Origin of the sequence: uncultured Maribacter sp., assembly GCF_947500405.1 — a bacterium.
Lineage (GTDB): Bacteria > Bacteroidota > Bacteroidia > Flavobacteriales > Flavobacteriaceae > Maribacter_B.
Genome location: NZ_CANMRY010000002.1, coordinates 19,986 through 44,612, shown reverse-complemented (window position 1 = coordinate 44,612; position 24,627 = coordinate 19,986). Strand labels below are relative to the sequence as shown.

Annotated in this window: 23 protein-coding genes, 2 tRNA genes and 1 pseudogene; 17 read left to right on the top strand and 9 right to left on the bottom strand. The window is 32.1% G+C overall.

Annotated features, from left to right (window positions below):
* Positions 1-33: 33 nt before the first annotated feature.
* Positions 34-366 (bottom strand): single-stranded DNA-binding protein, encoded by a 333-nt coding sequence (ssb, locus tag Q0945_RS02345; RefSeq protein WP_299430393.1) that lies wholly within the window; start codon positions 364-366, stop codon positions 34-36.
* Positions 367-744: 378 nt separating this feature from the next.
* The gene (locus Q0945_RS02340) at positions 745-867 is read right to left on the bottom strand and encodes a hypothetical protein (RefSeq protein WP_299430391.1); all 123 of its coding nucleotides are present in this window, start codon (positions 865-867) and stop codon (positions 745-747) included.
* A gap of 139 nt (positions 868-1,006) precedes the next feature.
* On the opposite strand from Q0945_RS02340, the gene Q0945_RS02335 reads away from it, so the two are divergent.
* The gene (locus Q0945_RS02335) at positions 1,007-1,165 is read left to right on the top strand and encodes a hypothetical protein (protein ID WP_299430389.1); all 159 of its coding nucleotides are present in this window, start codon (positions 1,007-1,009) and stop codon (positions 1,163-1,165) included.
* Between the two features lie 48 nt (positions 1,166-1,213).
* Positions 1,214-1,285: transfer RNA gene (locus Q0945_RS02330), tRNA-Ala, on the top strand.
* Between the two features lie 160 nt (positions 1,286-1,445).
* Here the strand turns inward: Q0945_RS02330 and Q0945_RS02325 are convergent.
* The 4 genes and pseudogenes from Q0945_RS02325 to Q0945_RS02310 all read right to left on the bottom strand — a co-directional run bounded on the left by Q0945_RS02325 (position 1,446) and on the right by Q0945_RS02310 (position 5,580).
* On the bottom strand, positions 1,446-2,378 hold the full coding sequence (locus Q0945_RS02325) for an IS1595 family transposase (RefSeq protein ID WP_299430387.1): 933 nt from the start codon (positions 2,376-2,378) through the stop codon (positions 1,446-1,448).
* A gap of 637 nt (positions 2,379-3,015) precedes the next feature.
* On the bottom strand, positions 3,016-3,186 hold the full coding sequence (locus tag Q0945_RS02320; RefSeq protein WP_298502797.1) for a hypothetical protein: 171 nt from the start codon (positions 3,184-3,186) through the stop codon (positions 3,016-3,018).
* A gap of 498 nt (positions 3,187-3,684) precedes the next feature.
* Positions 3,685-4,680, bottom strand: a complete 996-nt coding sequence (locus Q0945_RS02315) for a KilA-N domain-containing protein (protein ID WP_299430385.1) — start codon at positions 4,678-4,680, stop codon at positions 3,685-3,687.
* Positions 4,680-5,580, bottom strand: a pseudogene (locus Q0945_RS02310) (IS1595 family transposase). Before Q0945_RS02310 ends, Q0945_RS02315 begins: the two are co-directional and overlap by 1 nt.
* Before the next feature lie 239 nt (positions 5,581-5,819).
* Between Q0945_RS02310 and Q0945_RS02305 the strand changes: the two are divergent.
* Positions 5,820-6,812 (top strand): hypothetical protein, encoded by a 993-nt coding sequence (locus tag Q0945_RS02305; protein WP_299430383.1) that lies wholly within the window; start codon positions 5,820-5,822, stop codon positions 6,810-6,812.
* A 53-nt stretch (positions 6,813-6,865) separates the two neighbouring features.
* Here the strand turns inward: Q0945_RS02305 and Q0945_RS02300 are convergent.
* Positions 6,866-6,945, bottom strand: a tRNA-Leu gene (locus Q0945_RS02300).
* A gap of 152 nt (positions 6,946-7,097) precedes the next feature.
* Here Q0945_RS02300 and Q0945_RS02295 point away from each other — a divergent pair.
* The 3 genes from Q0945_RS02295 to pth all read left to right on the top strand — a co-directional run bounded on the left by Q0945_RS02295 (position 7,098) and on the right by pth (position 9,413).
* A complete protein-coding gene (locus tag Q0945_RS02295; protein WP_299430381.1) occupies positions 7,098-8,039 on the top strand; it encodes a ribose-phosphate pyrophosphokinase in 942 nt (313 codons plus the stop codon).
* Positions 8,040-8,083: 44 nt separating this feature from the next.
* A complete protein-coding gene (locus Q0945_RS02290; protein WP_299430379.1) occupies positions 8,084-8,704 on the top strand; it encodes a 50S ribosomal protein L25/general stress protein Ctc in 621 nt (206 codons plus the stop codon).
* 79 nt (positions 8,705-8,783) lie between these two features.
* A complete protein-coding gene (gene pth / locus Q0945_RS02285; RefSeq protein ID WP_299430377.1) occupies positions 8,784-9,413 on the top strand; it encodes an aminoacyl-tRNA hydrolase in 630 nt (209 codons plus the stop codon).
* Here the strand turns inward: pth and Q0945_RS02280 are convergent, their stop codons facing one another.
* On the bottom strand, positions 9,414-10,100 hold the full coding sequence (locus Q0945_RS02280; protein WP_299430375.1) for a hypothetical protein: 687 nt from the start codon (positions 10,098-10,100) through the stop codon (positions 9,414-9,416). It abuts the gene before it with no gap.
* A complete protein-coding gene (locus Q0945_RS02275; RefSeq protein ID WP_299430373.1) occupies positions 10,097-13,870 on the bottom strand; it encodes a reprolysin-like metallopeptidase in 3,774 nt (1,257 codons plus the stop codon). Before Q0945_RS02275 ends, Q0945_RS02280 begins: the two co-directional genes overlap by 4 nt.
* Before the next feature lie 52 nt (positions 13,871-13,922).
* Between Q0945_RS02275 and Q0945_RS02270 the strand changes: the two genes are divergently transcribed.
* The 11 genes from Q0945_RS02270 to Q0945_RS02220 all read left to right on the top strand — a co-directional run bounded on the left by Q0945_RS02270 (position 13,923) and on the right by Q0945_RS02220 (position 24,585).
* Positions 13,923-14,849 carry a bifunctional riboflavin kinase/FAD synthetase gene (locus Q0945_RS02270; RefSeq protein WP_299430371.1) on the top strand — a complete coding sequence of 309 codons (927 nt, stop codon included), beginning with the start codon at positions 13,923-13,925 and terminating at the stop codon, positions 14,847-14,849.
* Position 14,850: 1 nt separating this feature from the next.
* Positions 14,851-16,176, top strand: coding sequence for an HTTM domain-containing protein (locus Q0945_RS02265; protein ID WP_299430369.1), 1,326 nt, complete (start codon positions 14,851-14,853; stop codon positions 16,174-16,176).
* Positions 16,177-16,236: 60 nt separating this feature from the next.
* Positions 16,237-17,508: a serine--tRNA ligase gene (gene serS / locus Q0945_RS02260; RefSeq protein WP_299430367.1), complete on the top strand. Its 1,272-nt coding sequence runs from the start codon at positions 16,237-16,239 to the stop codon at positions 17,506-17,508.
* 74 nt (positions 17,509-17,582) lie between these two features.
* A complete protein-coding gene (locus Q0945_RS02255; protein WP_299430365.1) occupies positions 17,583-18,323 on the top strand; it encodes an SGNH/GDSL hydrolase family protein in 741 nt (246 codons plus the stop codon).
* A gap of 68 nt (positions 18,324-18,391) precedes the next feature.
* Positions 18,392-20,176 (top strand): tetratricopeptide repeat protein, encoded by a 1,785-nt coding sequence (locus Q0945_RS02250; protein WP_299430363.1) that lies wholly within the window; start codon positions 18,392-18,394, stop codon positions 20,174-20,176.
* A 6-nt stretch (positions 20,177-20,182) separates the two neighbouring features.
* Positions 20,183-20,494: a DUF4286 family protein gene (locus tag Q0945_RS02245; RefSeq protein ID WP_299430361.1), complete on the top strand. Its 312-nt coding sequence runs from the start codon at positions 20,183-20,185 to the stop codon at positions 20,492-20,494.
* A gap of 3 nt (positions 20,495-20,497) precedes the next feature.
* Positions 20,498-21,370 carry a 16S rRNA (adenine(1518)-N(6)/adenine(1519)-N(6))-dimethyltransferase RsmA gene (gene rsmA / locus Q0945_RS02240; RefSeq protein WP_299430359.1) on the top strand — a complete coding sequence of 291 codons (873 nt, stop codon included), beginning with the start codon at positions 20,498-20,500 and terminating at the stop codon, positions 21,368-21,370.
* On the top strand, positions 21,357-22,709 hold the full coding sequence (gene mgtE / locus Q0945_RS02235) for a magnesium transporter (protein ID WP_299430357.1): 1,353 nt from the start codon (positions 21,357-21,359) through the stop codon (positions 22,707-22,709). Before rsmA ends, mgtE begins: the two co-directional genes overlap by 14 nt.
* A gap of 66 nt (positions 22,710-22,775) precedes the next feature.
* Positions 22,776-23,714, top strand: a complete 939-nt coding sequence (locus Q0945_RS02230; protein ID WP_299430355.1) for a 2-hydroxyacid dehydrogenase — start codon at positions 22,776-22,778, stop codon at positions 23,712-23,714.
* A 9-nt stretch (positions 23,715-23,723) separates the two neighbouring features.
* Positions 23,724-24,071: a DUF1801 domain-containing protein gene (locus tag Q0945_RS02225; protein ID WP_299430353.1), complete on the top strand. Its 348-nt coding sequence runs from the start codon at positions 23,724-23,726 to the stop codon at positions 24,069-24,071.
* A gap of 58 nt (positions 24,072-24,129) precedes the next feature.
* Positions 24,130-24,585, top strand: a complete 456-nt coding sequence (locus Q0945_RS02220) for a DUF1801 domain-containing protein (protein WP_299430351.1) — start codon at positions 24,130-24,132, stop codon at positions 24,583-24,585.
* Positions 24,586-24,627: the final 42 nt, after the last annotated feature.

The following is a 24,627-nucleotide window of genomic DNA, read 5'->3' as shown; positions in this document are numbered from 1 at the left end:
AGAAAACAGTTTCTTGGTTTTATAGTTTTGGAATTATTTTCCTAACATTAATAACTCATTACAACGAATTTCTGTAATATATCTTTTTTCGCCTTCTTTGGTATCATAACTACGGTGCGTAAGTTTACCTTCTACAGCAACTTGTTTTCCTTTTTGTAAATAGCTTTCTACAATGTCTGCCGTTTTTCCCCAAGCAACAATAGTATGCCATTGGGTGTCTTCTACTTTTTCGCCATTCGCATTTTTGTAATAGTCGGTTGTAGCAATAGAGAATTTTGCTAATTTTTTCCCCCCGTCTAGGGTTACAATTTCTGGGTCTTGTCCTAAATGTCCAATCAACTGTACTTTGTTTTTAAGTGCGTTCATAATTTCTAAATTTTAATGTTAAACAGTTAATACTATGGCGCTTTATTGCTGCCACGTTGCAAACATAGAACGGCTTTTAAAGTTTATTCGGTTACAAAATACTTACTTTCGTTTGTAAACGATTGTAGTCGTTTGTAATCGAATAAGTTGTCTTAAATAAGGGCATCTATATACCAAATGGGACAAGAAAATAAAGTAATTTTTCGCACTGGAAACGTGCTATTTTTTTAAATCAAACCTATACTTTACGATTACACAACCGCTAATTCAGTTGTACAGAGCGTAGGCATCTTGCCGAATTTACTTCAAAGTACAGTATTACTTGTATAAGAGCGTTAACATGTATTAATCCAATTCTACTAACATTGGGTAATCATGTTACTTTTTCTTTTTTGGAACTGATGCTTTTAAGACATCATCAAGAGTAGTGTTAATCTTTAACTTCTCTTCGTACTTCTTTGCACGTTCCTTTTTTTCTTTTATGGGCTTTTTCTTTTCCATGTTTACAAAGATAGTGAATATATAAATTTTATTAGACTGTTGATTATGTGTTAACAACTTCTGCTTTTGTCAGACAAAAACACACAAAATATTATATAGCTTTGTCATCAAAGATGTCTAACTAGAATAATTGAAGAATATGGGAACAACTAAAGATTACCGAAAAACAATTAGAATGAACCAAGACTTGTATACTCAGGTTAACCGATTAGCAGAAATGCAAAATCGTAATTTTTCAAATTTTGTAGTAACCGTATTAAAGCAAACTGTAGAAAAACAGGAAGAACAACTTACATAAAAAACAAAAGCCTCTCGACTTATTCGAAAGGCTTTTTTCGTATTACCGGGTGCCGTGGCCGAGCGGTTAGGCGGGTGTCTTGCAAGTATCTCCACACCAGTTCGAATCTGGTCGGCACCTCATAAAAGAGCTGGACGTAAGTCTGGCTCTTTTTAGTTGGTAACGTATTCTTTGTCGAAAATATTGTTTTTTACCTACAATTGACATGTTAAATAGTATAAATTTTATTTTTTTAACATTTAAAATACAAAGATATGGATAATATCCAATATTTAGTATATTATCCAATTAATGTTTTGTAAGTCAACACACTTTCTGACCCTTCTAAGAACAAGTTAAAACGCTCATTAGAAGTTAAACCTCTATTGTTATATCTAGCAGCGTATTCATCTAAGTAACGGCTAATATGCTTATCGCTTACTTGATGATACACACCGTATAATCCACGTTTTAACACACTCCAAAAACTTTCTATTGTATTTGTGTGTACTTGACCTTCAACATAAATGTTTAATGCGTGCTTTACATTATCATGCTTATATGTTTTCTTCAACTGCTTGTATGCAGGAGCTTCATCTGAATAGATTGTAGCATCTTGCGGTACATGAGTTTTAACAAACTCTAACATATTTTGTGTAGTTTCTCCTGATACATACTTTAAAGCAACCTTACCGTTTCTTTCAATGATACCAATAACGGTTTTCTTTGCCTTGTATGGCTTACCTTCATTGGTCAACGATAAATCATCTTTAGAACGTCTTTTTTTAAGGTGCTTGTTTTTCTCTTTACCACCGATATAAGTAGCATCAGTTTCAACCATTTTATCCTCTCCTAACATTTGAGGAGCTTTTTCTTTTAGCATTTCTCTAATTCTATGAAGTACAAACCATGCTGTTTTTTGAGTAATACCTAAATCAATTGCAAGTTGTACCGAACTAATACCTTTTTTATGCTCCGTACATAACCATATTGCAGCAAACCAAATACGAAAAGGAATTTTAGAGTTTTCAAAGATAGTACCAACCTTTACAGTAAATTTCTTATGACATTCTTTATCTCTACACTTGTAACCTCTATTGGTTTTATATGGGTTTTCACAACCACAATGAGGACAATGCGGCTCATTACCCCAACGTAAATTTTCGTAATATTCTACGCAAGTACTCTCTTCTTTAAAGTAATCTAATAATTGTGGTAATGACTTGAATTGCATGGTGTTTTATTTAGATAGTCAAATATACATCTTGTCCCATTAACTACCTAATATTTTTATATAAATCTTTACTAAACAATAAATTATAAAAATTTAACTTATAAAATTTTGGATCCAATTCATAATATTTATACATTTGTAATGAATAAGAGGGCGTACCCTTGAGAGCAGCCCACTTATCGACCGTTTTTTTAAAAGCCCTATCCGAATGGAAGACGGCACACTTTTAAAATTCAGTCTAGCTAGTCCCTAATGATGGGAGTCGCTTGGTTTAATTTAGTTACTTTACCCGTCTAACGGTTGTCGTAACTCTTACCCTTGTGGTAACTGTGACCCTTACGGGTCTAATTCTAATAACTTTTGCCATGTACGCGTAGTTTTTAGGGTTAATTAAAATAGGCAAACCTTGAGTTGTCCTACTGTTTAAAAAAGTAGAAAGCTACTATTATTCACTTTCTACTGTTATCGTCAAATTACTTGGATACTCTCCTTGTAACGCGAATCGTGGTTCGTACACGAGTTCTTACGATTACTCTAGGCATAATTAATGTATTGGGGTTAAACAAAATGGATGAACCTCGAGCCATCCTACCGATTAAATTAAAGGACATATTGGCGTATGTCCTTTTTTAATTGCTTAAACTTCTTCTTCGTACTTGTCTAGTATCGTATCTACTTTATTAGAGAATGACCTATTGTCTTTGTCTGCTAACCTTTGTATTTTTTCAATCACTTCTGGACGCAATCTGACCGTCTTAATTTTTACATTATTTTCCATAATTCCACTATTTAGAATGATTTTAAACAAAGGTAAAGATAATAATCAGATAGAATCGATCTGAAGTCGATAATAATCACAAAGTTTTTAACACACTATGTTGAAATGTAGGTAAATAGACAATGTTTACAGTGTGTTAGAGAGTTCTATTATTTCGGGTAAAATGTAAGCTAACGGTTAGAGCAAGAAGTGTTTTAGTCAAAAAACGCATTTAATCGATCAACACTGTGTTTTAAAGAGGGTGTAGAGCATTCAGTAAAAATGGTTTTTAATCTTGTCCCAACATGTATATAGATGCCTAAATAAGGGCATCTATATACCAAATGGGACAAGAAAATAAAGTAATGTTTCGCACGGAGTATGTGCTGTTTTTTTTGAAGAATTACTTTTATGGTTAAACCCTTTCTAAATCAAGGATTCAGAGCATTATTAAAAGCAACCTATATTATCAATGAGCGTACTAGCAATGTCAATGAATTACTTTCTTATGGTAATTCCAAGACTAAACAGTCAAAACTGATGCTATGTTTATTTTTTTTTAGGATTCCAGTCTAAGCCTTTCTTTAGTTTTTGGTTAAAGTCTGAAAGATTTTTTTTGTTTGCTTCTAATATATCCTTCTTTAATTCTTTTTGTATTTGTTCAGGGGTCAACTTATCTACATCCAGATAAGTGGTCGGATTTATCTTTTTGACAGATTTAACCATATCAATTTTAGCAAATTGTACTTTTTGTTCTTCTGCCATTTTTTTTAAATACTTAAATCTCTGCTCTTTTGTAGACCCTCTTTTTATCAATTCAGCATTTACAGATTCTAAGTTAGACATTACCAACAAATCATTTATTGATGAATAATCCCTCATGTTCTGACCGTTTAAAGCTTTTTCAGGATTTGATTCTTTCCATTCTTTGGCAGTATATCCATAGAGAGCAACGTTTAGTAAGTCAGCTTCATTTGCATACTCAATCCACTTTTTACTTTCTGAAAACTTACTATTTGGTATTATGTGTTTTTGAACAGCATCAGTATGTAATGCGTAATTAACTTTAGTCATTACCCTTCTAACATCCCATTCTAAATTATATTGATTACTTTCAACCTCTTTAAGCCTTTGATATTCCTTAATAATATAAAGCTTAAACATAGGACTTATCCAAGAACCAAACTCAAAAGCTATATCTTTATGAGCATAAGTTCCTCCGTATCTGCCTGATTTTGAAAATATTCCAATCGCATTTGTTGTTTCAACCCACTCTTTTGGACTTAATACAAAAGCATTAGAACCCGACTCATTTCTAAAGTGGTCGAATTCGACCACTTTAAAATCAGGGTTATAAATTTGCTCCCATGCACCCATAAATTCTACTGTGCTTCTGGATTTAATCCAAGTCTTAATTCGGTCAGCAGCCCTAACATCATCATCACTTCCTTTAGCCATATCTGTAAGGCAGATATAATCTTCTTTATTTATCTGTGTAATTGTAATAGGAATATTCTCGACAACTATTTTGCTAATCTTACTCATTATGCTATCAATTCTTTATAAGTCATTCTATTTTCAGTGTTTTGTAAAAGTAAATTAAATCTTTCACTTTCGGTATGCTGTTTAGAGTTGTATCTAAATACAAACTCATCAACATATAATTGTAAGTGCTTTTTAGAAGTAAAATGATAGATTCCAAAAATACCACGCTTTAATAAAGACCAAAAAACCTCTATAGTGTTTGTATGCACTCTACCTTTTGCATATTGACGACTACTATGTTTTACTGTTTGGTGGTCATAAACCCTCTTTAATCTAGCGTAAGAAGTATACTCGTCTGTATATATTTTAGCAGTTTCTTTGATAGTGCTTAATATCTCACCTGATAATGTTTCCATTGTAGTATTAGGCACATGCTTAGCGATAACTTTACCGCCACGCTCGACCATTCCGAATACTGGTGCTTTATCGTCGCTAGATTCTTTTGTTTTCTTAACTAAGCTTGTTAGCGTTCTTACCACCTACATAAGTTTCGTCTGCTTCAACTTCATTATTAAGTTGCGTATCGTTATCAATACCGAAACATTTACGAATCCTAGACAACATAAACCAAGCTGATTTTTGTGTAATATCTAAATCACGACCTAAATGTAAAGATGAAATTCCTTTTTTATGAGAAGTAACCAACCAAATAGCAAGAAACCATTTTTGTAAATCAATTTTAGTGTTATCAAAAATAGTATTGGTTTTTACATTAAAGTATTTACCTGTATTTTTACATTTGTATTTGTTCCCCTTACAGTTATATACCTTAGATTCTGAATCAAAAGGACTTACAACGTTTCCGTTCCATCTTAATTGCTCTAAATGGTTAATACAAGACTGTTGGTCAGGAAATGCTTTTATTAAGTCTAGGATTGAATTAAAATCTTGGTTAATCATAACTGATTATTATACAACTAAGATAATACTTTAATTACACCAAAATATTTATTTTGGTGTAATTAAGTTTTAAAAAAATAAATATATATGGAATATTTTGAAATTGTAAATTCAATAGAATTCTTATAATCTTTTTTTTAGTTAAGTTAAAAGTCAAATAATCAGCCTACAATCAAACATTTATAGGTTAAAAGCGTTAATATATACCAAACAATTAAATATTTTATATTTCAGTACAAATGAAAAGCAAGTTATCTCCCCTTTTTTGTTTCTTATTTTTTATTGCGGCTTCTATTTTTTCTAATAGACTTTATGCACAAGATAAATCTGTTTTAGTCATAACAAGCCCTAATGCAAATACGGTTTGGATGTTACCAAATACCGTTACTTTAGAATGGGAAACAACCAATATTGGGAGTGAAAAAAATATTCGTTTTTTTCTTATTAGAGATGAAATGGTAGTTCAAGAATTGGGAATTTTTCCTAATACGGGTTCTGCAACGAATATTAAACTAGAAAAAAATATAGGTAAGGGTAATCATTATCAGGTTATGGGGATAGAGCTATTCCCTGACGATAAATATAATATTGCCAAGTTTGCAACTCCTTTTTTTAGCATAGAAAAAGAAGCTAAAAACCCTTCAGGAGTTACTAATCAAAACATTGTAGCAAAACAAGCTGTTGCTACCGTACAGCCCAAAGAAACTAAGGCAGAAAAAAGAAAAAAGAAAAGATTAAAGAAAGAAAAAGAGAAAAAGCAAAAGGCTATTGCTAAGCAAAAAGCAAAAGCGAAAGAGAAAATAACTACTACTAAAACAGAGACAGCTAATGTTAAAAAAGAAACCATTTCAGCAGCTCCTAAACCTCAAGTATTAAGAGAGGAATTTGTTGGCAGAAATATAACCTATGTAAAAGATTTATCTTTTGAAGCTAATGAAATTAGCGTATATATTTGGGATCATGGAAGACAAGATGGCGATATTGTTTCTATATACTTAAATGGTAAGCCTGTTTTAACAAAGTACTATTTAACGTATTGGAAAAAAGAAATTAAAATTAAAATAGACCCTAATAAAAAGAACGATTTGTTTTTATATGCTCATAATTTAGGTAGTGCACCTCCTAATACGGTTTCTTTAAAAATTACAGATGGTACCACTACCTCTGAAGATATTATTTTAAATTCCGATTTAAAGAGTTGCGAGGCAGTAAGTATTAGTGTAAATAAATAGATTTTTTATAAAAAAAACAAAACCCTAACAAGTTTATTGTTAGGGTTTTGTTGTACTCGAGGTGGGAATCGAACCCACACTCCGAAGAACTGGATTTTGAATCCAGCGCGTCTACCAGTTCCGCCACTCGAGCATTACCCTTAAGAGGATTGCAAAATTATAAAATAAATTTGTTTTAAGGTTAAAAAAAGGCATAATTATAATGCGGTTACACAAATAAATTTCTAAATTTGCACCTCCTTAAGAAAAGATACGTTTAATAAACTAGGAAACAATACATTAGCTATGGCTTACCAGGTACCTGAACCTAAAATTTTTGCTTGTAGGCAAAGTACAGAATTAGCAACTAAAATTGCTAACCTATACGGAGCAGAGTTGGGGAAAATTAAATTTTCGACATACAGTGATGGTGAATTTCAGCCTTCTTTTGAAGAGTCTGTTCGTGGTGCAAGAATTTTTATAATAGGTTCTACAAATCCTAGTTCGGAACACTTAATGGAAATGTTGTTAATGTTAGATGCTGCAAAAAGAGCTTCTGCAAGACACATTACCGCTGTTATGCCATATTTTGGTTGGGCAAGACAAGATCGTAAAGACAAGCCTAGAGTTCCTATTGCGGCTAAATTAATAGCTAAAATGTTGGAAACAGCAGGGGCAACTCGTATTGTAACTATGGATTTGCACGCGGATCAAATACAAGGTTTTTTTGAAAAGCCAGTAGATCATTTATTTGCATCTACTTTCTTTTTACCATATTTAAAAGACTTGAATTTAGACAATTTAACAATTGCGTCACCAGATATGGGAGGTTCTAAAAGAGCTTATGCTTATTCCAAAGCATTAAAGAGTGATGTTGTTATTTGCTATAAGCAAAGAGCTAAAGCCAATGTAATTTCTCATATGGAGCTTATTGGTGATGTAAAAGGTAAGAATGTTGTTTTAGTAGATGATATGGTAGATACTGCTGGAACTTTAGCAAGAGCCGCAGATTTAATGATGGAAAGAGGTGCTTTAAGTGTAAGAGCCATTGCTACACATGGTTTGCTTTCTGGAGGTGCATATGAGAAAATAGAAAACTCTCAATTGTCAGAGCTAATAATAACAGACTCTATACCAACAAGGAAAGATAGTAATAAAGTAAAAGTATTAAGTTGTGCACCATTATTTGCTGATGTTATGGAAAGGGTACATACAAACACATCTATAAGTTCTAAGTTTTTAATGTAGAATAATAGAATTTTAAATCGAATTATTAATTTTTAATATACATAATGAAGTCAATTACAATTAAAGGATCAGAAAGAGAAAGCGTAGGCAAAAAAGCAACAAAAGCCTTACGTAATGCTGGAAAGGTTCCTTGCGTAGTATACGGAGGGGAAAAACCATTACATTTTTCAGCAGATGAATTATCATTTAGAGATTTGGTTTACACTCCAAACGCACACACTGTTGTGATTGAGTTGGAAAACGGAACTAAGGTAGATGCTATTATGCAAGATATCCAGTTTCACCCAGTAACCGATAAAATTATCCACATAGATTTTTACCAATTATTTGCAGACAAAGAAGTTACAATGTCTATACCTGTAAGATTATTAGGTAACTCTCCAGGAGTTAAAAATGGTGGACGTTTATTATTTAGAAATAGAAAACTTACGGTTAAAGCCTTACCAGCAAACCTGGTAGATTTCTTTGATGTAGATATTTCTGAACTTAAAATTGGTGGAAATATAAAAGTTGCATCATTAAAGAGCGATGATTATACATTACTTCATCCAGATAGCACTGTAGTTGTACAGGTTAAGACTTCTCGTAACACAGTAGAAGAAGATGACGATGAAGAAGAAGGAGAAGAAGGAGCAGAAGCGCCAGCAGAAGCTGCTGCAGAATAAGTAAAATTCTTATAAGTATACAAAAGCATCCTATTTTTATAGGATGCTTTTGTATTTTTATAGCATTACATTTTAACGTATGCTATCTATTATAAAATTACTGTTTGGTAAGAATACTACCTATTTAGAAGAATTAGATATAATGAAAAAATTTTTAGTTGTTGGTTTAGGGAATATTGGAAATGAATATACAGAAACTAGGCATAATATAGGCTTTAAAGTAGTAGACGCTTTTGCTGCAGATAAACAAGCTTCTTTTGAAACTCAGAAATTGGGAGACATAGCAATAGCTAAAGTAAAAGGAAGAAGCATTCTATGTTTAAAACCTTCTACTTATATGAATTTAAGTGGAAAGGCTATTAAATATTGGATGGATAAAGAGAAAATTCCATTAGAAAATATATTGATAATTACAGATGATATAAACCTAGAATTTGGAACCTTTAGATTAAAAACTAAAGGCAGTGACGGTGGCCATAACGGATTAAAAAGTACGCAGGAAGTTTTACAAACTGCTTCTTATAATAGGTTTAGGTTTGGTGTAGGAGCCAATTTTGGAAAAGGAAGGCAAGTAGATTATGTCCTTGGAGAATGGAATGCAGAAGAAAATAAGGCATTAAAAGAGCGTTTAGAAAAAGCATCAAGTCTTATAACATCTTTTGTGCTATCTGGAGTAAAAAATACTATGAACCAGTTTAACGGAAAGTAATTAAAGTGCTTTAAAGCTAAAAATACCAGAGTCTGAAGTGTTTCCTTCTTTATCTTCAGTAATTATTTTCCAGTAATATACGGTATCTGCAACTGCGGTTACTTTATATTCTGCTATTCCAGAAGTAGTGGTTTCTAATAGTACTGTTGGCGGATTTTCTGTTCCGTAGTAAAGTTGAAAACTATCAATATCATTATCTAAATCGGAGCCAGACCATTCTAGTGTAACTTCGTTATTTATATCTACAAAGGCATTATCTCCTATTTTAGGTGTAATTATCTCTGCAGGGAAAGGTGCAAAAGCAGTAACAAAACCAGCATTATAAAAAGCCCAAGTTTCACTAGTAGCAGAGCCACTAGTTTTAGAGTTTTTAGAAAGTACTTTCCATGTATATGGGGCGCCTTTGTCTAAAGGTACTCTGGCAGTTGTATTAGGGGTGTTAATGGATTGTGAGGTGCCTGATGTTAAGTTTGTTACTTGTAGCTCATATACTTCGGTGTCTGCTGAAGATTGCCATCTAAATTCTACTTCACTAACACCATCGCTAATAGATGTACCTGTAGTACATTCCGAGTTTTTATCTGGATAAGTTAGTTGCGTGCTTTGCGGAGGATTTGGTGGTGAGTCAGATTTTTTGCTGCATGCACAAACAAAAAAACTAAATATAAGTGCGGCTAAAATTCTCATTGCTTAATTACTTTTAAAGTCCCTTTAATATCTTTACTACTATAAGAGATAAAATAAATTCCTATAGGTAAACTACTAAGATCAAGTTCTATTTCATTAGAAATATAGTTGTATGTTTTACTCTTAATTAATTGTCCAGTATTAGAAAATATTTTTACCTCTACTTCTTCTAGGTTAGCGCCAATATATAAATTGGCTATAGAGGTTAATGGATTAGGGTACATTATAGGTGTACTAGAAATATATATGTTTTCTTCATGAACACCCTGGCATGGTGTATTAGTGTATACTTTTAAGTTATTGTTGCCTTGTTTTAATGTTATGTCAATTTCGCTTTTAGTGGTTTGCGTTACTAAGCCATTAAGCTCAATGTTATATAAATTAGCTCCAGATAAAAATAGTGTTGTCGTATTTTTAGTAATAGCAGTTTTAGAACTTACATTAAGTGCTTCGGGTTCCGTAATACTTACAGTAAAACAATGTTCATTGTATGTTATGTTACCATCTGTTCCTGTAATACAAATAGTATACTCTCCAGCACTTAAACTGTTTAAGGTGTAATTACTAGTATTAAAATTATCGGTAGAATTTATAGTATCACCAGTTATTACTATAGTATATTCTAAGGGAAGCGCAGCATCAATACTAATTTGCCCATCATTACTATTTCTACAGGCTTCACTTTGCGTAGAAACTGTAAAATTTGTATTTGGAAAAAGATAAACAGTACATCCGTTTTCATCTACTTCTAAACCTTCTGGGGTACCAAGACATAAATCGTCTCCATCATCAAAAACACCGTCATTATCTTCATCGGGTCTAAATTCACCTTCAACACAAATTTCTATAGAAAAAGCTTTAAGAAAACCACCATCATCATTGGCATTATCGTTTATTTGTAGTGTCCAATCTCCCTTTATAGATTCACCAATTAAGGAACTTAAAGAACCTAAGGGTTTTACGGTTCCATTTATAGCAGGGTTCCCTCCACAGGTAAAACTGTTAGCATCATCATTAAAAGTGGCATTAATGTTTTTTAAATCTCCACAAGAACTAGAAACTAGTGCTACTTTAGTTCCTTGGGGGGAAATTAAATTAACGACAATATCAGATAAATAGTTATGGTCTATTTCTATGCTTACATTTATATCTGATAAGTTTATGTCTTCATAAAAAGAAATTGTAGAATTTACTGTTGGTGTCCCTTCTGCAGAAATTTCTAGAGGTAGTCCTACTGCATTTTTGGTTTTACAGCTAAATTTTATGGTAGAAAAATTAAAAGGTTCGCTAAAAGTTCCTTCACCGCAAGCATTTTTTGGTTTTACACGCCAATAATAAGTAGTCTCATAGGATAGAGAAAGTGGACTATAAGTATTAGAAATTAGGGTTTTACTATCTATAATGGTTGTAAATAAATCATCGGTAGCTATTTCTATATCGTAAGAGGTGTATTCGGGGCTGCTTTCCCACTCTAGTGTAATATTTTTTGAGGTGTCTTCTATACCATTTATTGGACTTTGCAGGGTTACTGGGGTAAAAGAGTTATCGAATATATTTAACTCTAACACAACTGTTTTTGTTTGCGTTGTTGCTGTAGATACAACCTCTATTGGATAGGTGCCAGCAGTTAAAGAACCAATATTTGTAAATGATATAGTAACTTCAGTATCATTTAGTGTTGCAGTTTCTGGTGAAAAAGTTATGCCTAAACCAGGAGGAGGAGACGCAACACTAAAAGTGCTTTCTTCTGCAAAACCTAAGTAAGTTTCATAGTTAAAGGTTGTAGTAACATCATCTGGGGAACAAACTTCATATTCTAAGTTTGTAAAGTTTAGAATAACTTCACTTTCTTCAATAGTAAAGTTGGTGTCATTTATTGCAAAGTAAATAGAGTTGCTGGCTTTAACCATAACTCTAGCTTGCGTTGTAGCAACACCTGGAATAATTATTTTATGTTCTCCGTCATTTACAACATCTTCACTTAATGTAATAGGGTATGTTAATCCTCCATCCGTAGATAATAATATGTCTACTTGTGTAGTATTTATTGGGGCTTTATCTGTATTGGCTACATCCCAAAGAATAGTTTGGGTGGAACCTGCTTCTAAAACTTCATTAGTTGTTTGTGAGGTAACTCTAAAAGGCCCTGCATTACCACTAACAGAAACTTCAACCAGGTCTGTAACTACTTGTCCCCCTCCAGAAGCATTATCTCTTACGGTGAGTGCAAAATTTAATTCTCTTTCTACTTCAGATAAGGTTTCCCATTCAGAATTTATGGTTGGCATGGTTTGGGTAAGTTGCCCGCTTAAAATGCTAGAAAGTTTTGGAAAATAACGTTCTGGACTTGTAGAAGGAATTTGTGATCTAAAATTTGCGCCACTTACGCTAGTTGGACCAAATGTAGCTTGTGTAATAACGCCATTGTCAATTTGTTCCCAAGTATAGGTTAGTACATCTGTGGGGTCTGTATCTGTGGCATTTCCTGTTAAAACAAAAGGGGTGGATTTTGGAATAGTAAAATTTCCTGTTAAAGTTATTGTGGGGGGCAAATTTGTTAAATCTGTTTCTTCAGCACAATTAGTTGTTTTTACATAATTAGCAATTTGTACAATGCTCCAATAATGAAAATAACCATCTCCGTTAGAGGCAACATTATTGTCACCTACAATACCTGCATACCCCATAATCGTGGTTCCACTTCCGGGTTCTGCTTGTACTAAAGTTCCTTCAGATTCATGCGACCACGTGTGGTTTGCTCCAAATTGATGCCCTATTTCATGCGCTACATAATCTAAATCAAATAAATCTCCTGTAGGGTTTGGGTGGGATGAATAAGCACTTCCTTTTTTGCCATCTTGGCACACAGAACCTATAGAACCAGCACTACCATTTGCAGCATCTAAATGAAAAAGGTGCCCTATGTCATAATTTTCTTCTTCAATAATACTAGATAAGGTACTTTGTGTTTGGGTGTTTAAATTACCATCATAAGGATCTGTTTCTGAATCCGTATAAATTACTTCATCGGTATTTGAAACTAATTCAAAGGTAATTGCTAAATCTGTTTCAAAAACCTGATTAAGTCTTGTTACAGTAGCATTTATTGCAGCTAAAGCATCTGTAACAGTACCACCATGAAAATTGGTGTACTCTCCAGTGGTAGAAACCGCTAGACGATATTTTCTTAATTTTTGATCATCTACAGGCCTAAGTGTTTGTGAAGAACTCTTATTTGTAATAGATGCTTTTGTTTTACAAATAAAATCTTTTTCAGTTTTATTTTCTTTATCTCTCTTATAGGCAACATAGGTATTACCCTTAACATTTTCTATGTACGTATTTCCTGTTTTATTACCATGAACAACCATGCTTTGTATGCCTTTATGAGAAATACTAAAACGAACTTTGTCTTGCGGGTTGTTAATGGAGTATCCTATATAGGACTTTATATTAGGGTATTTAGCTGCAAGTATTGGAGATAAAACCGAAGACTCTTTTACCAGAAAAGCTTCTTGTATTCCATTTTCATTAGGTAGGTATATAGAGATTCCGTTGTTTTTAGAACGTACACCAGATTTTAATTGAGATTTAAAACTACTTGCGTTAAATGTAAATGTTTTCCCTTTTTTTACCTTGTATTGTTTGGTATAAGCTTTTTTTATTGAGTTACTAGAAACCTCTTGTTTCCAGTAATTACTCTGTGCAGATCCGTAAAAGGAAAGAAATACTATGGTAATTGAAAAAAGTAGACGTAATTTTGTAAGCATTAATGGTCTTTTATCTCTAAATCAAAGATAAGCCTTTTATTATTTATTAAAAGTGAATATTGTCCAAAGCATTTCTAAATACGATAAAAAACAGCCAATAGCTATTACTATTGGAACTTTTGATGGGGTACATATAGGGCATAAAAAAATAATAAAACGCCTTATAAACAATGCAAAAGAACTAGGCTTAGTGCCTACTGTGCTTACCTTTTTTCCTCATCCGCGAATGGTTTTACAAAAAGATGCAGAGATTAAACTTTTAAATACCATAGAAGAAAGGGGTGTAATTTTAGAGAAACTAGGTTTGGAGCAATTAATTATACACCAGTTTACAATAGATTTTTCAAGACTTTCTGCTACTGAATTTGTTAGAGATTTATTAGTAAACAAATTAGATGCTAAAAAAATAATTATTGGGTACGACCATAGATTTGGCCGTAATAGAAATGCAAATATTAAAGATTTAGTCGCTTTTGGAGTAACCTATAATTTTACTGTTGAAGAAATTCCGGCGCAAGAAATAAACGAAGTATCTGTTAGTTCTACTAAAATTAGAAAAGCTTTAGATAGTGGAGATATACAAACTGCAAATAAGTATTTAGGATATAATTATATGCTTAGTGGAGTAGTAACCAAAGGAAAAGAGCTAGGTAGAAAATTAAGTTTTCCTACTGCAAATATTGCGATAGAAGAAAAGTATAAACTTATTCCAAAAAATGGTGTTTATGTTGTACAAAGTATTCTAAACAATGTTACGGTGTATGGTATGATGAATATTGGTTTTAATCCTACTGTTGCAGGAAAAAAGCAAACTATAGAGGTTCATTTTTTTGATTTTAATCAGGATTTATATGGGCAAAAAATACAAGTTGATATTTTAGAGCGAATAAGGGATGAACAAAAATTTGAATCTATTGAAGCGCTAAAAGCTCAGCTAATAATAGACAAAGAAACTTCATTAAAATTAATAGCAAGCTAAAATGATGTATCGGTTCCTTTTTCAAAGAATAGATAATAGTTCTTTATTATTATTTAGAGTCTTTTTTGGGATCTTAGTTTCTTTAGAATGTTATGGTGCAATGGCTACAGGGTGGATTAAAAGAACCCTAATAGAGCCTAGTTTTACGTTTAATTTTATTGGTTTTGAGTGGTTGCAACCTTTGCCAGGAAATGGTATGTACTTCTATTTTTTTTTAATGGGAACTTTAGGGGTTTGTATAGCCTTAGGTTATAAATATCGCGTAAGTATTATTGCTTTTTTTATTTTATGGTCTGCTGTCTATTTAATGCAAAAAACCTCTTATAATAATCACTATTATTTATTAGCATTAATTTCTTTTTTAATGTGTTTTTTACCAGCAAATATGGGTAGTTCTTTAGACGCAAAGAAAAATTTAAGTCTGCAATCTAAAACTATGTACGCTTATGTAAAGTGGGTAATAGTTTTACAGCTAATTATTGTATATACCTACGCTTCGGTTGCCAAATTATATGGCGATTGGCTAGATTTTGGTATGGTAGAACTTTTAATGAAAGGAAAGGTAGATTATTATGTAATTGGAAATTTTTTACAACAACATTGGGTGCATGTTATTATGGGAACCTTTGGTATTTTGTTTGATTTGCTAGTTATTCCTGCATTACTTTATAAACCTACACGTAAAATAGCTTTTGTCTTATCTATATTTTTTCATTTATTTAATGCTATCGTTTTTCAAATAGGTATTTTTCCATTTTTATCTTTAGCTTTTACGGTTTTCTTTTTTGAACCAGAAACTATTAGAAATATATTTTTTAAGACAAAGGAAGTAAATAAACCTATAGAGGTTAGTAATCCAAAAAATAAAAACATTTTAATTGCTTTTTTTACTACTTATTTTATTCTTCAATTGTTCTTACCTATACGGCATCACTTCATTACAGATAATGTACTTTGGACCGAAGAAGGACATAGATTAAGTTGGAGAATGATGTTGCGTAGTCGTAGAGGAAGTGTTCTTTTTAAAGTAAAAAATAAGGATACGAACAAAGAAATATATGTTAAGCAAGATAAGTATCTAACTCAAAAGCAAAGAGCAAGAGTTGCATCTTACCCAGATTTTATGTGGCAATTTGCACAGCGTTTAAAGAAGGAATACAAAGAAAAAGGAGAAGACATAGCAGTCTATGCTATAAATTCTAAAATTAGCATCAATGGGAGGAATATGCAGCCTTTTATAGATCCTAAGATAGATTTAGCAAATGAGTCTTGGAGCCACTTTAAGCATCATGATTGGATTCTTCCATCTAAATTAAAAGAAGAGTGAACGTTTTTCTGTTGGCATTAGAAGTAAATAAACCTAAATTTGCAATTCAAAATATAACCAATGCTACAAGTACAGGCAATTAGAGAGTCTAAAAACGAATTTATTACCGCATTAAAAAAGCGAAATATAGATGCTGCTCCTTTATTGGATAAAGCAATAGCATTAGATGATAAAAGGCGTGAAACGCAAACGCAATTAGATAAAACTTTAGCAGAATCTAACACCCTGTCTAAAGAAATTGGAATGTTTTTTAAAACAGGAAAGGCGCAAGAAGCAAAAGTTTTAAAAGAAAAAACTGGAGTATTAAAAGAAGAGTCTAAGGTTTTGAGCGATACATTAGCTAGTGTTGCAGAAGAATTACAAGCCTTATTGTATCAAATACCTAACATACCTCATGATAGTGTTCCTGCAGGAAACACGGATGAAGATAATGAAGAGATTTTTGCAGAAGGAGATGTTCCCGAGTTAGTTTCTAATGCCTTGCCGCACTGGGAATTGGCAAAGAAATATGATATTATAGATTTTGAACTTGGAGTAAAAGTTACTGGAGCAGGATTTCCTGTTTATAAAGGAAAAGGAGCTCGCTTGCAACGTGCATTAATTTCTTATTTTTTAGATAAAAATGCAGAAGCTGGGTACACAGAAATACAAGTACCACACCTAGTAAACGAAGCATCTGGGTATGGTACTGGCCAACTACCAGATAAAGAAGGTCAAATGTATCATGTGGGAGAAGATGATTTGTATTTAATACCTACAGCAGAAGTTCCTGTTACCAATTTATTTAGAGGAGAAATAGTAAAAGAAGAACAATTCCCTATTTGTTATACAGCATATACACCTTGTTTTAGAAGAGAAGCTGGTAGTTATGGTGCGCATGTTCGCGGTTTAAATCGTTTACACCAATTTGATAAGGTAGAAATAGTACGCGTAGAGCATCCATTAAAATCATTTGAAGCTTTAGATGGTATGGTAGAACATATAAAAAATATACTTAGAGAGTTAAAATTACCTTACAGAGTTTTGAGATTGTGTGGTGGTGATTTAGGTTTTACATCTGTTCTTACCTATGATTTTGAAGTGTTTTCTACAGCACAAGACCGTTGGTTAGAAATAAGTTCGGTTTCTAATTTTGAAGCCTATCAATCTAACAGATTAAAATTGCGTTTTAAAGACAAGAATGGAAAAAGCCAATTTGCACATACTTTAAATGGCAGTTCTTTAGCCTTACCAAGAGTTCTTGCTGGTATTTTAGAAAATTACCAAGTAGAAGATGGTATAGAAATTCCAGAAGTGTTAATCCCTTATTGTGGTTTTAGTAAGATAGATTAAATTATTTTCCTTTCTCTTATATATCTTTTGTTAAAAGTAAGAACAAAACTTAAAATTGTATCTTTAAAATAAAAATGAAATTTTTTCTATTATTTTTTAGTTTAAGTGTGTTTTTATCATTTGGGTATTCAGATAACAAAGACATAATTAGCTTGGTTGCTAAAGAGGAAAAAGACGAAGAAAAAGTTGATACTCTTAAAAGTAGAACTATTTCCATTCTTTCTTTAGGAGATAGTTATACCATAGGGGAAAGTGTTTGCGCACCTTGTAAATTCCCAGAGCAACTAAAAGAAAGATTGTTAAGTGGTTTTAAATCGGACACCTCCATAGATTTGAAAGTGGTTGCTAGAACAGGTTGGACAACTACAAATCTAATTAGTGCTATAGATTCAGAAAATATAGACAATAGCTATAATTTAGTAACACTTTTAATTGGTGTAAATAATCAATATCAAAATAAACCCTTTTCTTTATATGAGCTAGAGTTTCCTGCCCTTGTTACAACTGCAATTAAAAAGGCTAAATCTGATAGCAGTAAGGTTATTGTTGTGTCTATTCCAGATTATGCTTATACCCCTTTTGGTAGAGGAGATATTAAAATATCTAATGCTATAGATAAATACAATGCTTTTGCAGAAAATTATTGTATTAAGAATGATGTTTCATTTATAAATATAACAGACATAACAAGAGAGGGGCTAAAGAATAAAGATCTAGTTGCTTCAGACGGTTTGCATCCTTCTGAGTTAGCCTACTCAAAATTTGTAGAAAGAATACTCCCTGTAGCTATCTCAAAGCTTGAAAATGAACCTTAAAAAATAAGCTACAGTTAAATAGCACTTAAGATCTTTTGATATTATCTATCTTTGATAAAAATCCTAGCTTGCGCGTATTTATCACATTTTTATTTACTTGCTGTTTTTTCTGGACATCTGCCCAAGAAGATTTTTTGGCATTGCAGTATTTTAATGATGGGGAGTTTGATAAGGCCGTTGTTTTCTATGAAAAACTTTCTAACTCTAACCCAAGAAGATTAGATTACATAGAGGGTTTAGTTGCATGTTATCAGCAATTAGAAAGGTATGAAGATGCAGAAGCATTTTTAGAGAAAAAAATAAAAGATAATAATGGAACACCAAATTTTATAATAGATTTGGGATATACCTATTCCCTTCAAAATAAAAACGAGAAAGCAGAAGCACAGTATAATAAAGCAATAAAATTCTTAAGTAAAAACCCTAATTACGGTTCTAGAATAGGAGCTAAGTTTCTAAAATATTCCTTGCTTAATAAAGCAATTATAGCTTATGAGAAGGCAATGACACTAAATCCTTCTTTAAATTATAATTACCAACTTGCAAGAATTTATGGAGAACAAGGTAATATAGAGAAAATGTATGTTGCCTATTTAACATTGCTCATAGAAGGAAAAACTTCTAAGTCTAATGTTTTGCGTAATATAGATGCTTTTGTTACAGAAGAACCGACTAGTGCCAATAATTTAATTTTAAAAAAGATCCTTTTAAAAAATGCGCAAAGAAATCCAGATATTCTTTGGAACGATTTGCTAAGTTGGCTTTTTGTAAAACAAAAACAATATGAAAGTGCTTTTAGACAAGAGAAAGCTATTTTTAAAAGAACAGAGGGGACAAATACAAATAGATTAATAGACCTGTCGGATATTGCATATAATGTTGGAGAATTAGACGTAGCAAGAGAAATTTATTATTTTATTTTAGACGAAACGGAAGATGCTACAACAAGGTTAGACGCTGAGTTGCAATTAATAAACATTCAATTACAGCAAGAGGATGCTAGCACTTTAGATAATGTAGAAGAAAAGTATAAAGAGCTATTACAAATTCATGGTATTAAGAACACAACACTTAGATTGCAAATAGCATATGCAAAGTTTTTAACTTTTAAAAAAAACACCCCTGGTCTTGCAATTAAAATATTAAAAGATTATTTAGAAATACCTTTAAACCGAGAGGCTGTTGCTTATGTAAAATTTGCACTTGGAGAAATTTTAGTCTACAATAAAAAATTTAATGAAGCGCTTATTTATTTCTCTCAAATTCAGAGAAAATTTAAGAACGATGTTATTGGGCAAAATGCCAGATTCAAAGTTGCACAAACAAGCTTTTATAAAGGAGATTTTGATTGGGCATTAACCCAATTAAAAGTTTTGCGAAGTTCAGCCTCACAGCTCATTGCAAATGATGCTATGCAACTTAGTTTATTAATTTCAGATAATGTTTTGGAAGACTCTACACAAATAGCGTTAAAGAAATATGCAAGGGCAGATTTGTTAGCATATCAAAACAAAACAAAAGAAGCGGTTACAATTTTAAATGATATTTTAGAAAATCATAAAGGAGAAAAAATAGAAGATGAAGCTTTGCTTAAACAAGGACAATTTTTAGAACAATTAAAAGAATATAAACAAGCAGAATTTAATTATCAGAAGATAATAGAATTTTATTCCCAAGGAATCTTAGCAGACGATGCGTATTATGCATTGGGTATGTTATATGAGAATAAATTAAACAAGCCGCAGAAAGCAAAAGAACAGTTCGAAAAAATAATTTATAACTATCAAGATAGTTATTACGCTCCTACTGCAAGAAAACATTTTAGAAGATTGCGTGGAGACGCTATAAATTAAAAAAACATGTATATATATAACGTTACAATTAATGTAGAAGAAACTATTGTTAATAATTGGTTGGTGTGGATGAAAGAAACACACATTCCAGAAATGCTTGCAACAGGGAAGTTTAGTAAAGCATTAATGACAAAGGTTTTGGTGGAAGAGGAAATGGGAGGTATTACCTATTCGGTACAATACACAACAGACAGTAAAGAAACTTTGCAAAAATATTATGAAGAAGATGCAGAAAAGATGCGATCAGATGGTAGTAAACGTTTTGCTGGTAAATTTGTAGCATTTAGAACAGAGTTAGAAATAGTAAGCGAACATTAAGCTATGACAAGAAAGGGAAAAGGAAAGTATGTTGGAGGTAAGCCTAAGTTTAAAAAAAACTGGCAAGAAGAAAGCCCTGTAAAAGCTAAAAAGCATTTAGGACAACATTTTTTAACAGATGAAGGTGTTGCATATGATATAGGAAATACATTGTCTTTACAAGGGTATAAAAATGTTATAGAAATTGGGCCTGGTACTGGAGTTTTAACCAAACACTTACTAAAACAAGAAATGGATTTGGTAGCCTTAGACTTAGATACAGAGTCTATAGCGTATTTAAAAACTAATTTTTCACTAGAACATCCAGAATTACAACAAAGAAAAGGAACGTTTAAAGTAATTGAAGCCGATTTTTTAAAATATAACATAGAAGAACTCTTTGGAAAAGAACAATTTGCAATAACAGGTAATTTTCCTTATAACATTTCTACGCAAATTGTTTTTAAGATGTTAGAGATGCGGGAACAAGTGCCAGAGTTTTCTGGAATGTTCCAAAAAGAAGTGGCAGAGCGTATATGTGCTAAAGAGGGGAATAAAATCTATGGTATATTATCCGTATTAACACAAGCTTTTTATACTGCAGAATATTTATTTACGGTAGAGCCAAATGTCTTTAATCCTCCGCCAAAAGTACAATCTGGAGTTTTACGCCTAACACGTAAAGAGAACTTAAAATTAGATTGTAGTGTTCCTATGCTTTTTAAAGTGGTAAAGGCTGCTTTTGGGTTACGTAGGAAAACGTTAAGAAATAGTTTAAAACCATTTGCGCTTTCCGATAATCTAAAAGAAGATGTTATCTTTGGCAAGCGACCAGAGCAATTAACAGTAGCAGATTTTATTGCCCTGACTAAGAAGATTGAAAATGACACCGTTTAAACTTACAAAAGAACTTGTAGAGGAAATAGAACAGTTAATTGGCAGCCAAGAGGATGTGCAATTAGAAGCTCTTTTGGATGAGGTGCATTATGCCGATGTTGCTGAAATAATAAATGAACTAGCTGCAGAAGAGGCTACTTATTTAATAAAGTTATTAGATAGTGATAAAACTTCAGATGTTTTAACGGAGGTTGATGACGACTTAAGAGAAGCCATTTTAGGAAACTTATCTTCTAAAGAAATTGCAGAAGAATTAGAAGAGTTAGATACAGATGATGCCGTAGATATTATTGCAGAACTACCTGAAGAACGCCAGCAAGAAGTAATCTCTAATATTGAAGATGAAGAGCACAAAGAAGAGATTAAAGAGCTTCTTAAATATGCAGAAGATACCGCTGGGGGGTTAATGGCAAAAGAGCTAGTTAAAGTTTATGATACTTGGACAGTTGCAGGGTGTTTACGTCGTATAAGAGGCCAAGCAGAAGAAGTAACACGTGTGCATTCTGTTTATGTGGTAAATAAGCAAGAAATGTTAGTGGGTAGATTGTCTTTAAAAGACCTTGTCGTAGCTAAAAATGAACAAAAAATTGCCGATATATACATATCAAATGTAGATTATGTAAATGTAGAAGATAATGTAGAAGATGTTGCAAAAGTGATGTCTAAATATGATTTAGAAGCTATTCCTGTTGTAGATGAAAATAAAACTTTATTAGGAAGAATTACTATTGATGATATTGTAGATGTTTTAAAAGAAGAAGCCGATAAAGATTACCAATTAGCAGCAGGTATTACACAAGATGTAGAGGCAGATGATAGTATTTTAGAACTTACAAGAGCACGTTTGCCTTGGCTTTTTTTAGGACTTGTAGGTGGTATTGGTGCTTTTTTAATTATGGAAGGTTTTCAAGAAGCTTTTAACAAATACGCAGTATTATTCTTTTTTACACCATTAATAGCTGCTATGGCAGGGAATGTTGGTGTACAATCTAGTGCAATTATAGTGCAAGGTTTAGCAAACGACGATGTAAAAGGAAGTATAAATAGTAGACTTATAAAAGAGATGCTTTTAGCTGCTTTAAATGGTTTTATATTAGCACTTTTTCTATTTCTTTTTGTTTGGGTAACCAAAGGCGAATTAAATACAGCATTTGCTATATCAGCATCATTAGTTGTGGTTATTATTGTGGCAGGACTTATAGGAACTTTTGTGCCATTGTTTTTAAATAAACAAGGAATAGACCCAGCAATAGCAACAGGGCCTTTTATTACAACTAGTAATGATATTTTTGGAATCCTAATTTACTTCTGGATTGCCAAAATGGTATTAGGAATTTAATCCTTTTTGCAGTAGCTTACTCTATTAATTATAGTAAGGCATACCAGTTACCCCAAAATTTAATTTATGAGAGTATTACATTTAGATATTAATCACCCATTAATAATAGAGCAATTTGCGGCTTTAGGCTTTCAGAATGATGAAGACTATACGTCTTCCAAAGAGCAAGTAGAAGCAAAATTACATTTGTATGATGGGCTTATTATTAGAAGCCGATTTACGATAGATAAAACGTTTTTAGATAAAGCAACAAACCTAAAATTTATAGGAAGGTTAGGTGCTGGTTTGGAAAATATAGATACTGTCTATGCAAAACAAAAAGGGATTTTTTTAGCATCTGCCCCAGAAGGAAATAGAAATGCAGTTGGGGAACACACCTTAGGAATGTTATTGTCTTTATTTAATAAGCTTAATAGTGCAGATAAAGAAGTGCGTTCTGGAAAATGGGACCGTGAAGGCAATAGAGGTATAGAACTAGATGGGAAAACTGTAGGAATTATTGGGTATGGTAATATGGGAAAAGCATTTGCTAAAAAGCTAAGAGGTTTTGATGTAGAAGTAATATGTTATGATATTCAAGGCGGAGTAGGTAATGAAGATGCTAGGCAGGTGGGAATATTAGAATTGCAACAGAGAACAGATGTTCTTAGTTTACATGTTCCACAAACTAAATTAACTATTGGGATGATAAATGAAGACTTTATATCTCAATTTCATAAACCATTTTGGATACTAAATACGGCACGTGGAAAGTGTATTAAAACAGAAGGGTTAATACAAGCTATAGAATCTGAAAAAATTTTAGGAGCTGGCTTAGATGTTTTGGAATATGAAAAGAGTTCCTTCGAGAATATGTTTTCAGAAGATAATATGCCAGAAGCTTTTCAATATTTAATAAAATCTAATAAAGTTTTACTAACGCCACATATTGCAGGGTGGACAGTAGAAAGTAAAATAAAACTAGCCCAAACTATTGTGAATAAAGTACAGGCAGAGTTTTGTTAATATAGTTTCATGAAAAAAAGCGAAGATTTTTATTTTAATAAACAAGAACCCAATAAGAGTTGTTTACTTGCTTTACGAGATATTATTCTTAAGCAAAGCGAAAATATAACGGAGACTACAAAATATGGAATGCCCTGTTTTTGTTACCATAATAAAATGTTTGTTTATCTCTGGGTAGATAAAAAATCAACAGAGCCATATATTCTTTTTGTAGATGGGGATAAACTTATACACTCAGATTTAGAAATTGGAAAACGAGCAAAAATGAAAATTTTTAGAGTAAATCCTACTAAAGATATTGCCATAGAAAAGCTTAATTTGTTACTACAAATGGCTATAGATTTAAGAGAAAAGTAACTATAAACTAAATTCTAAATTTAGTAACTTTAGAGAGTAACATTTAATTTGCTCTAAAATGACGTCTAGCGCCACTACTCCAGAAGAATATATAGAGGGATTACCAGAAGATAGAAAAGAAGCAGTTTCTAAAATTCGTACTATTTTAAAAAGCACTTTACCAAAAGGGTTTTTAGAATGCATTAGTTATAAAATGTTAGGCTATGTTGTACCACACACGATCTATCCAGATGGCTATCATTGTAATCCAAAATTACCTTTGCCATTTATAAATTTAGCCTCTCAAAAAAACTTTATTGCTTTATATCATAATGGGATATATGCAGATTATAATCTTTATAATTGGTTTGTAGAGGAGTATCCAAAGCATTGTAAAAGAAAATTAGATATGGGTAAAAGTTGTATTCGTTTTAAGTATATAGATGATATACCGTATGGTTTAATCGAGGAGTTAGCGGGTAAAATAACACCAGAGAATTGGATTTTCCTGTATGAGAAAAATTTAAAGAAGTAATATTTGTTGGTGATTTAAAATGCAGTATAATGTTTTGGTATT

Coding starts and splice junctions, on each gene's coding strand:
- Q0945_RS02220 (WP_299430351.1), top strand. CDS start 24,130: ATGACGTCTAGCGCCACTACTCCAGAAGAATATATAGAGGGATTACCA.
- serS (WP_299430367.1), top strand. CDS start 16,237: ATGCTACAAGTACAGGCAATTAGAGAGTCTAAAAACGAATTTATTACC.
- Q0945_RS02280 (WP_299430375.1), bottom strand. CDS start 10,100: ATGAGAATTTTAGCCGCACTTATATTTAGTTTTTTTGTTTGTGCATGC.
- pth (WP_299430377.1), top strand. CDS start 8,784: ATGCTATCTATTATAAAATTACTGTTTGGTAAGAATACTACCTATTTA.
- Q0945_RS02295 (WP_299430381.1), top strand. CDS start 7,098: ATGGCTTACCAGGTACCTGAACCTAAAATTTTTGCTTGTAGGCAAAGT.
- Q0945_RS02225 (WP_299430353.1), top strand. CDS start 23,724: ATGAAAAAAAGCGAAGATTTTTATTTTAATAAACAAGAACCCAATAAG.
- Q0945_RS02335 (WP_299430389.1), top strand. CDS start 1,007: ATGGGAACAACTAAAGATTACCGAAAAACAATTAGAATGAACCAAGAC.
- Q0945_RS02290 (WP_299430379.1), top strand. CDS start 8,084: ATGAAGTCAATTACAATTAAAGGATCAGAAAGAGAAAGCGTAGGCAAA.
- Q0945_RS02315 (WP_299430385.1), bottom strand. CDS start 4,680: ATGAGTAAGATTAGCAAAATAGTTGTCGAGAATATTCCTATTACAATT.
- Q0945_RS02305 (WP_299430383.1), top strand. CDS start 5,820: ATGAAAAGCAAGTTATCTCCCCTTTTTTGTTTCTTATTTTTTATTGCG.
- Q0945_RS02245 (WP_299430361.1), top strand. CDS start 20,183: ATGTATATATATAACGTTACAATTAATGTAGAAGAAACTATTGTTAAT.
- Q0945_RS02230 (WP_299430355.1), top strand. CDS start 22,776: ATGAGAGTATTACATTTAGATATTAATCACCCATTAATAATAGAGCAA.
- Q0945_RS02340 (WP_299430391.1), bottom strand. CDS start 867: ATGGAAAAGAAAAAGCCCATAAAAGAAAAAAAGGAACGTGCAAAGAAG.
- Q0945_RS02255 (WP_299430365.1), top strand. CDS start 17,583: ATGAAATTTTTTCTATTATTTTTTAGTTTAAGTGTGTTTTTATCATTT.
- ssb (WP_299430393.1), bottom strand. CDS start 366: ATGAACGCACTTAAAAACAAAGTACAGTTGATTGGACATTTAGGACAA.
- mgtE (WP_299430357.1), top strand. CDS start 21,357: ATGACACCGTTTAAACTTACAAAAGAACTTGTAGAGGAAATAGAACAG.
- Q0945_RS02265 (WP_299430369.1), top strand. CDS start 14,851: ATGATGTATCGGTTCCTTTTTCAAAGAATAGATAATAGTTCTTTATTA.
- rsmA (WP_299430359.1), top strand. CDS start 20,498: ATGACAAGAAAGGGAAAAGGAAAGTATGTTGGAGGTAAGCCTAAGTTT.
- Q0945_RS02325 (WP_299430387.1), bottom strand. CDS start 2,378: ATGCAATTCAAGTCATTACCACAATTATTAGATTACTTTAAAGAAGAG.
- Q0945_RS02275 (WP_299430373.1), bottom strand. CDS start 13,870: ATGCTTACAAAATTACGTCTACTTTTTTCAATTACCATAGTATTTCTT.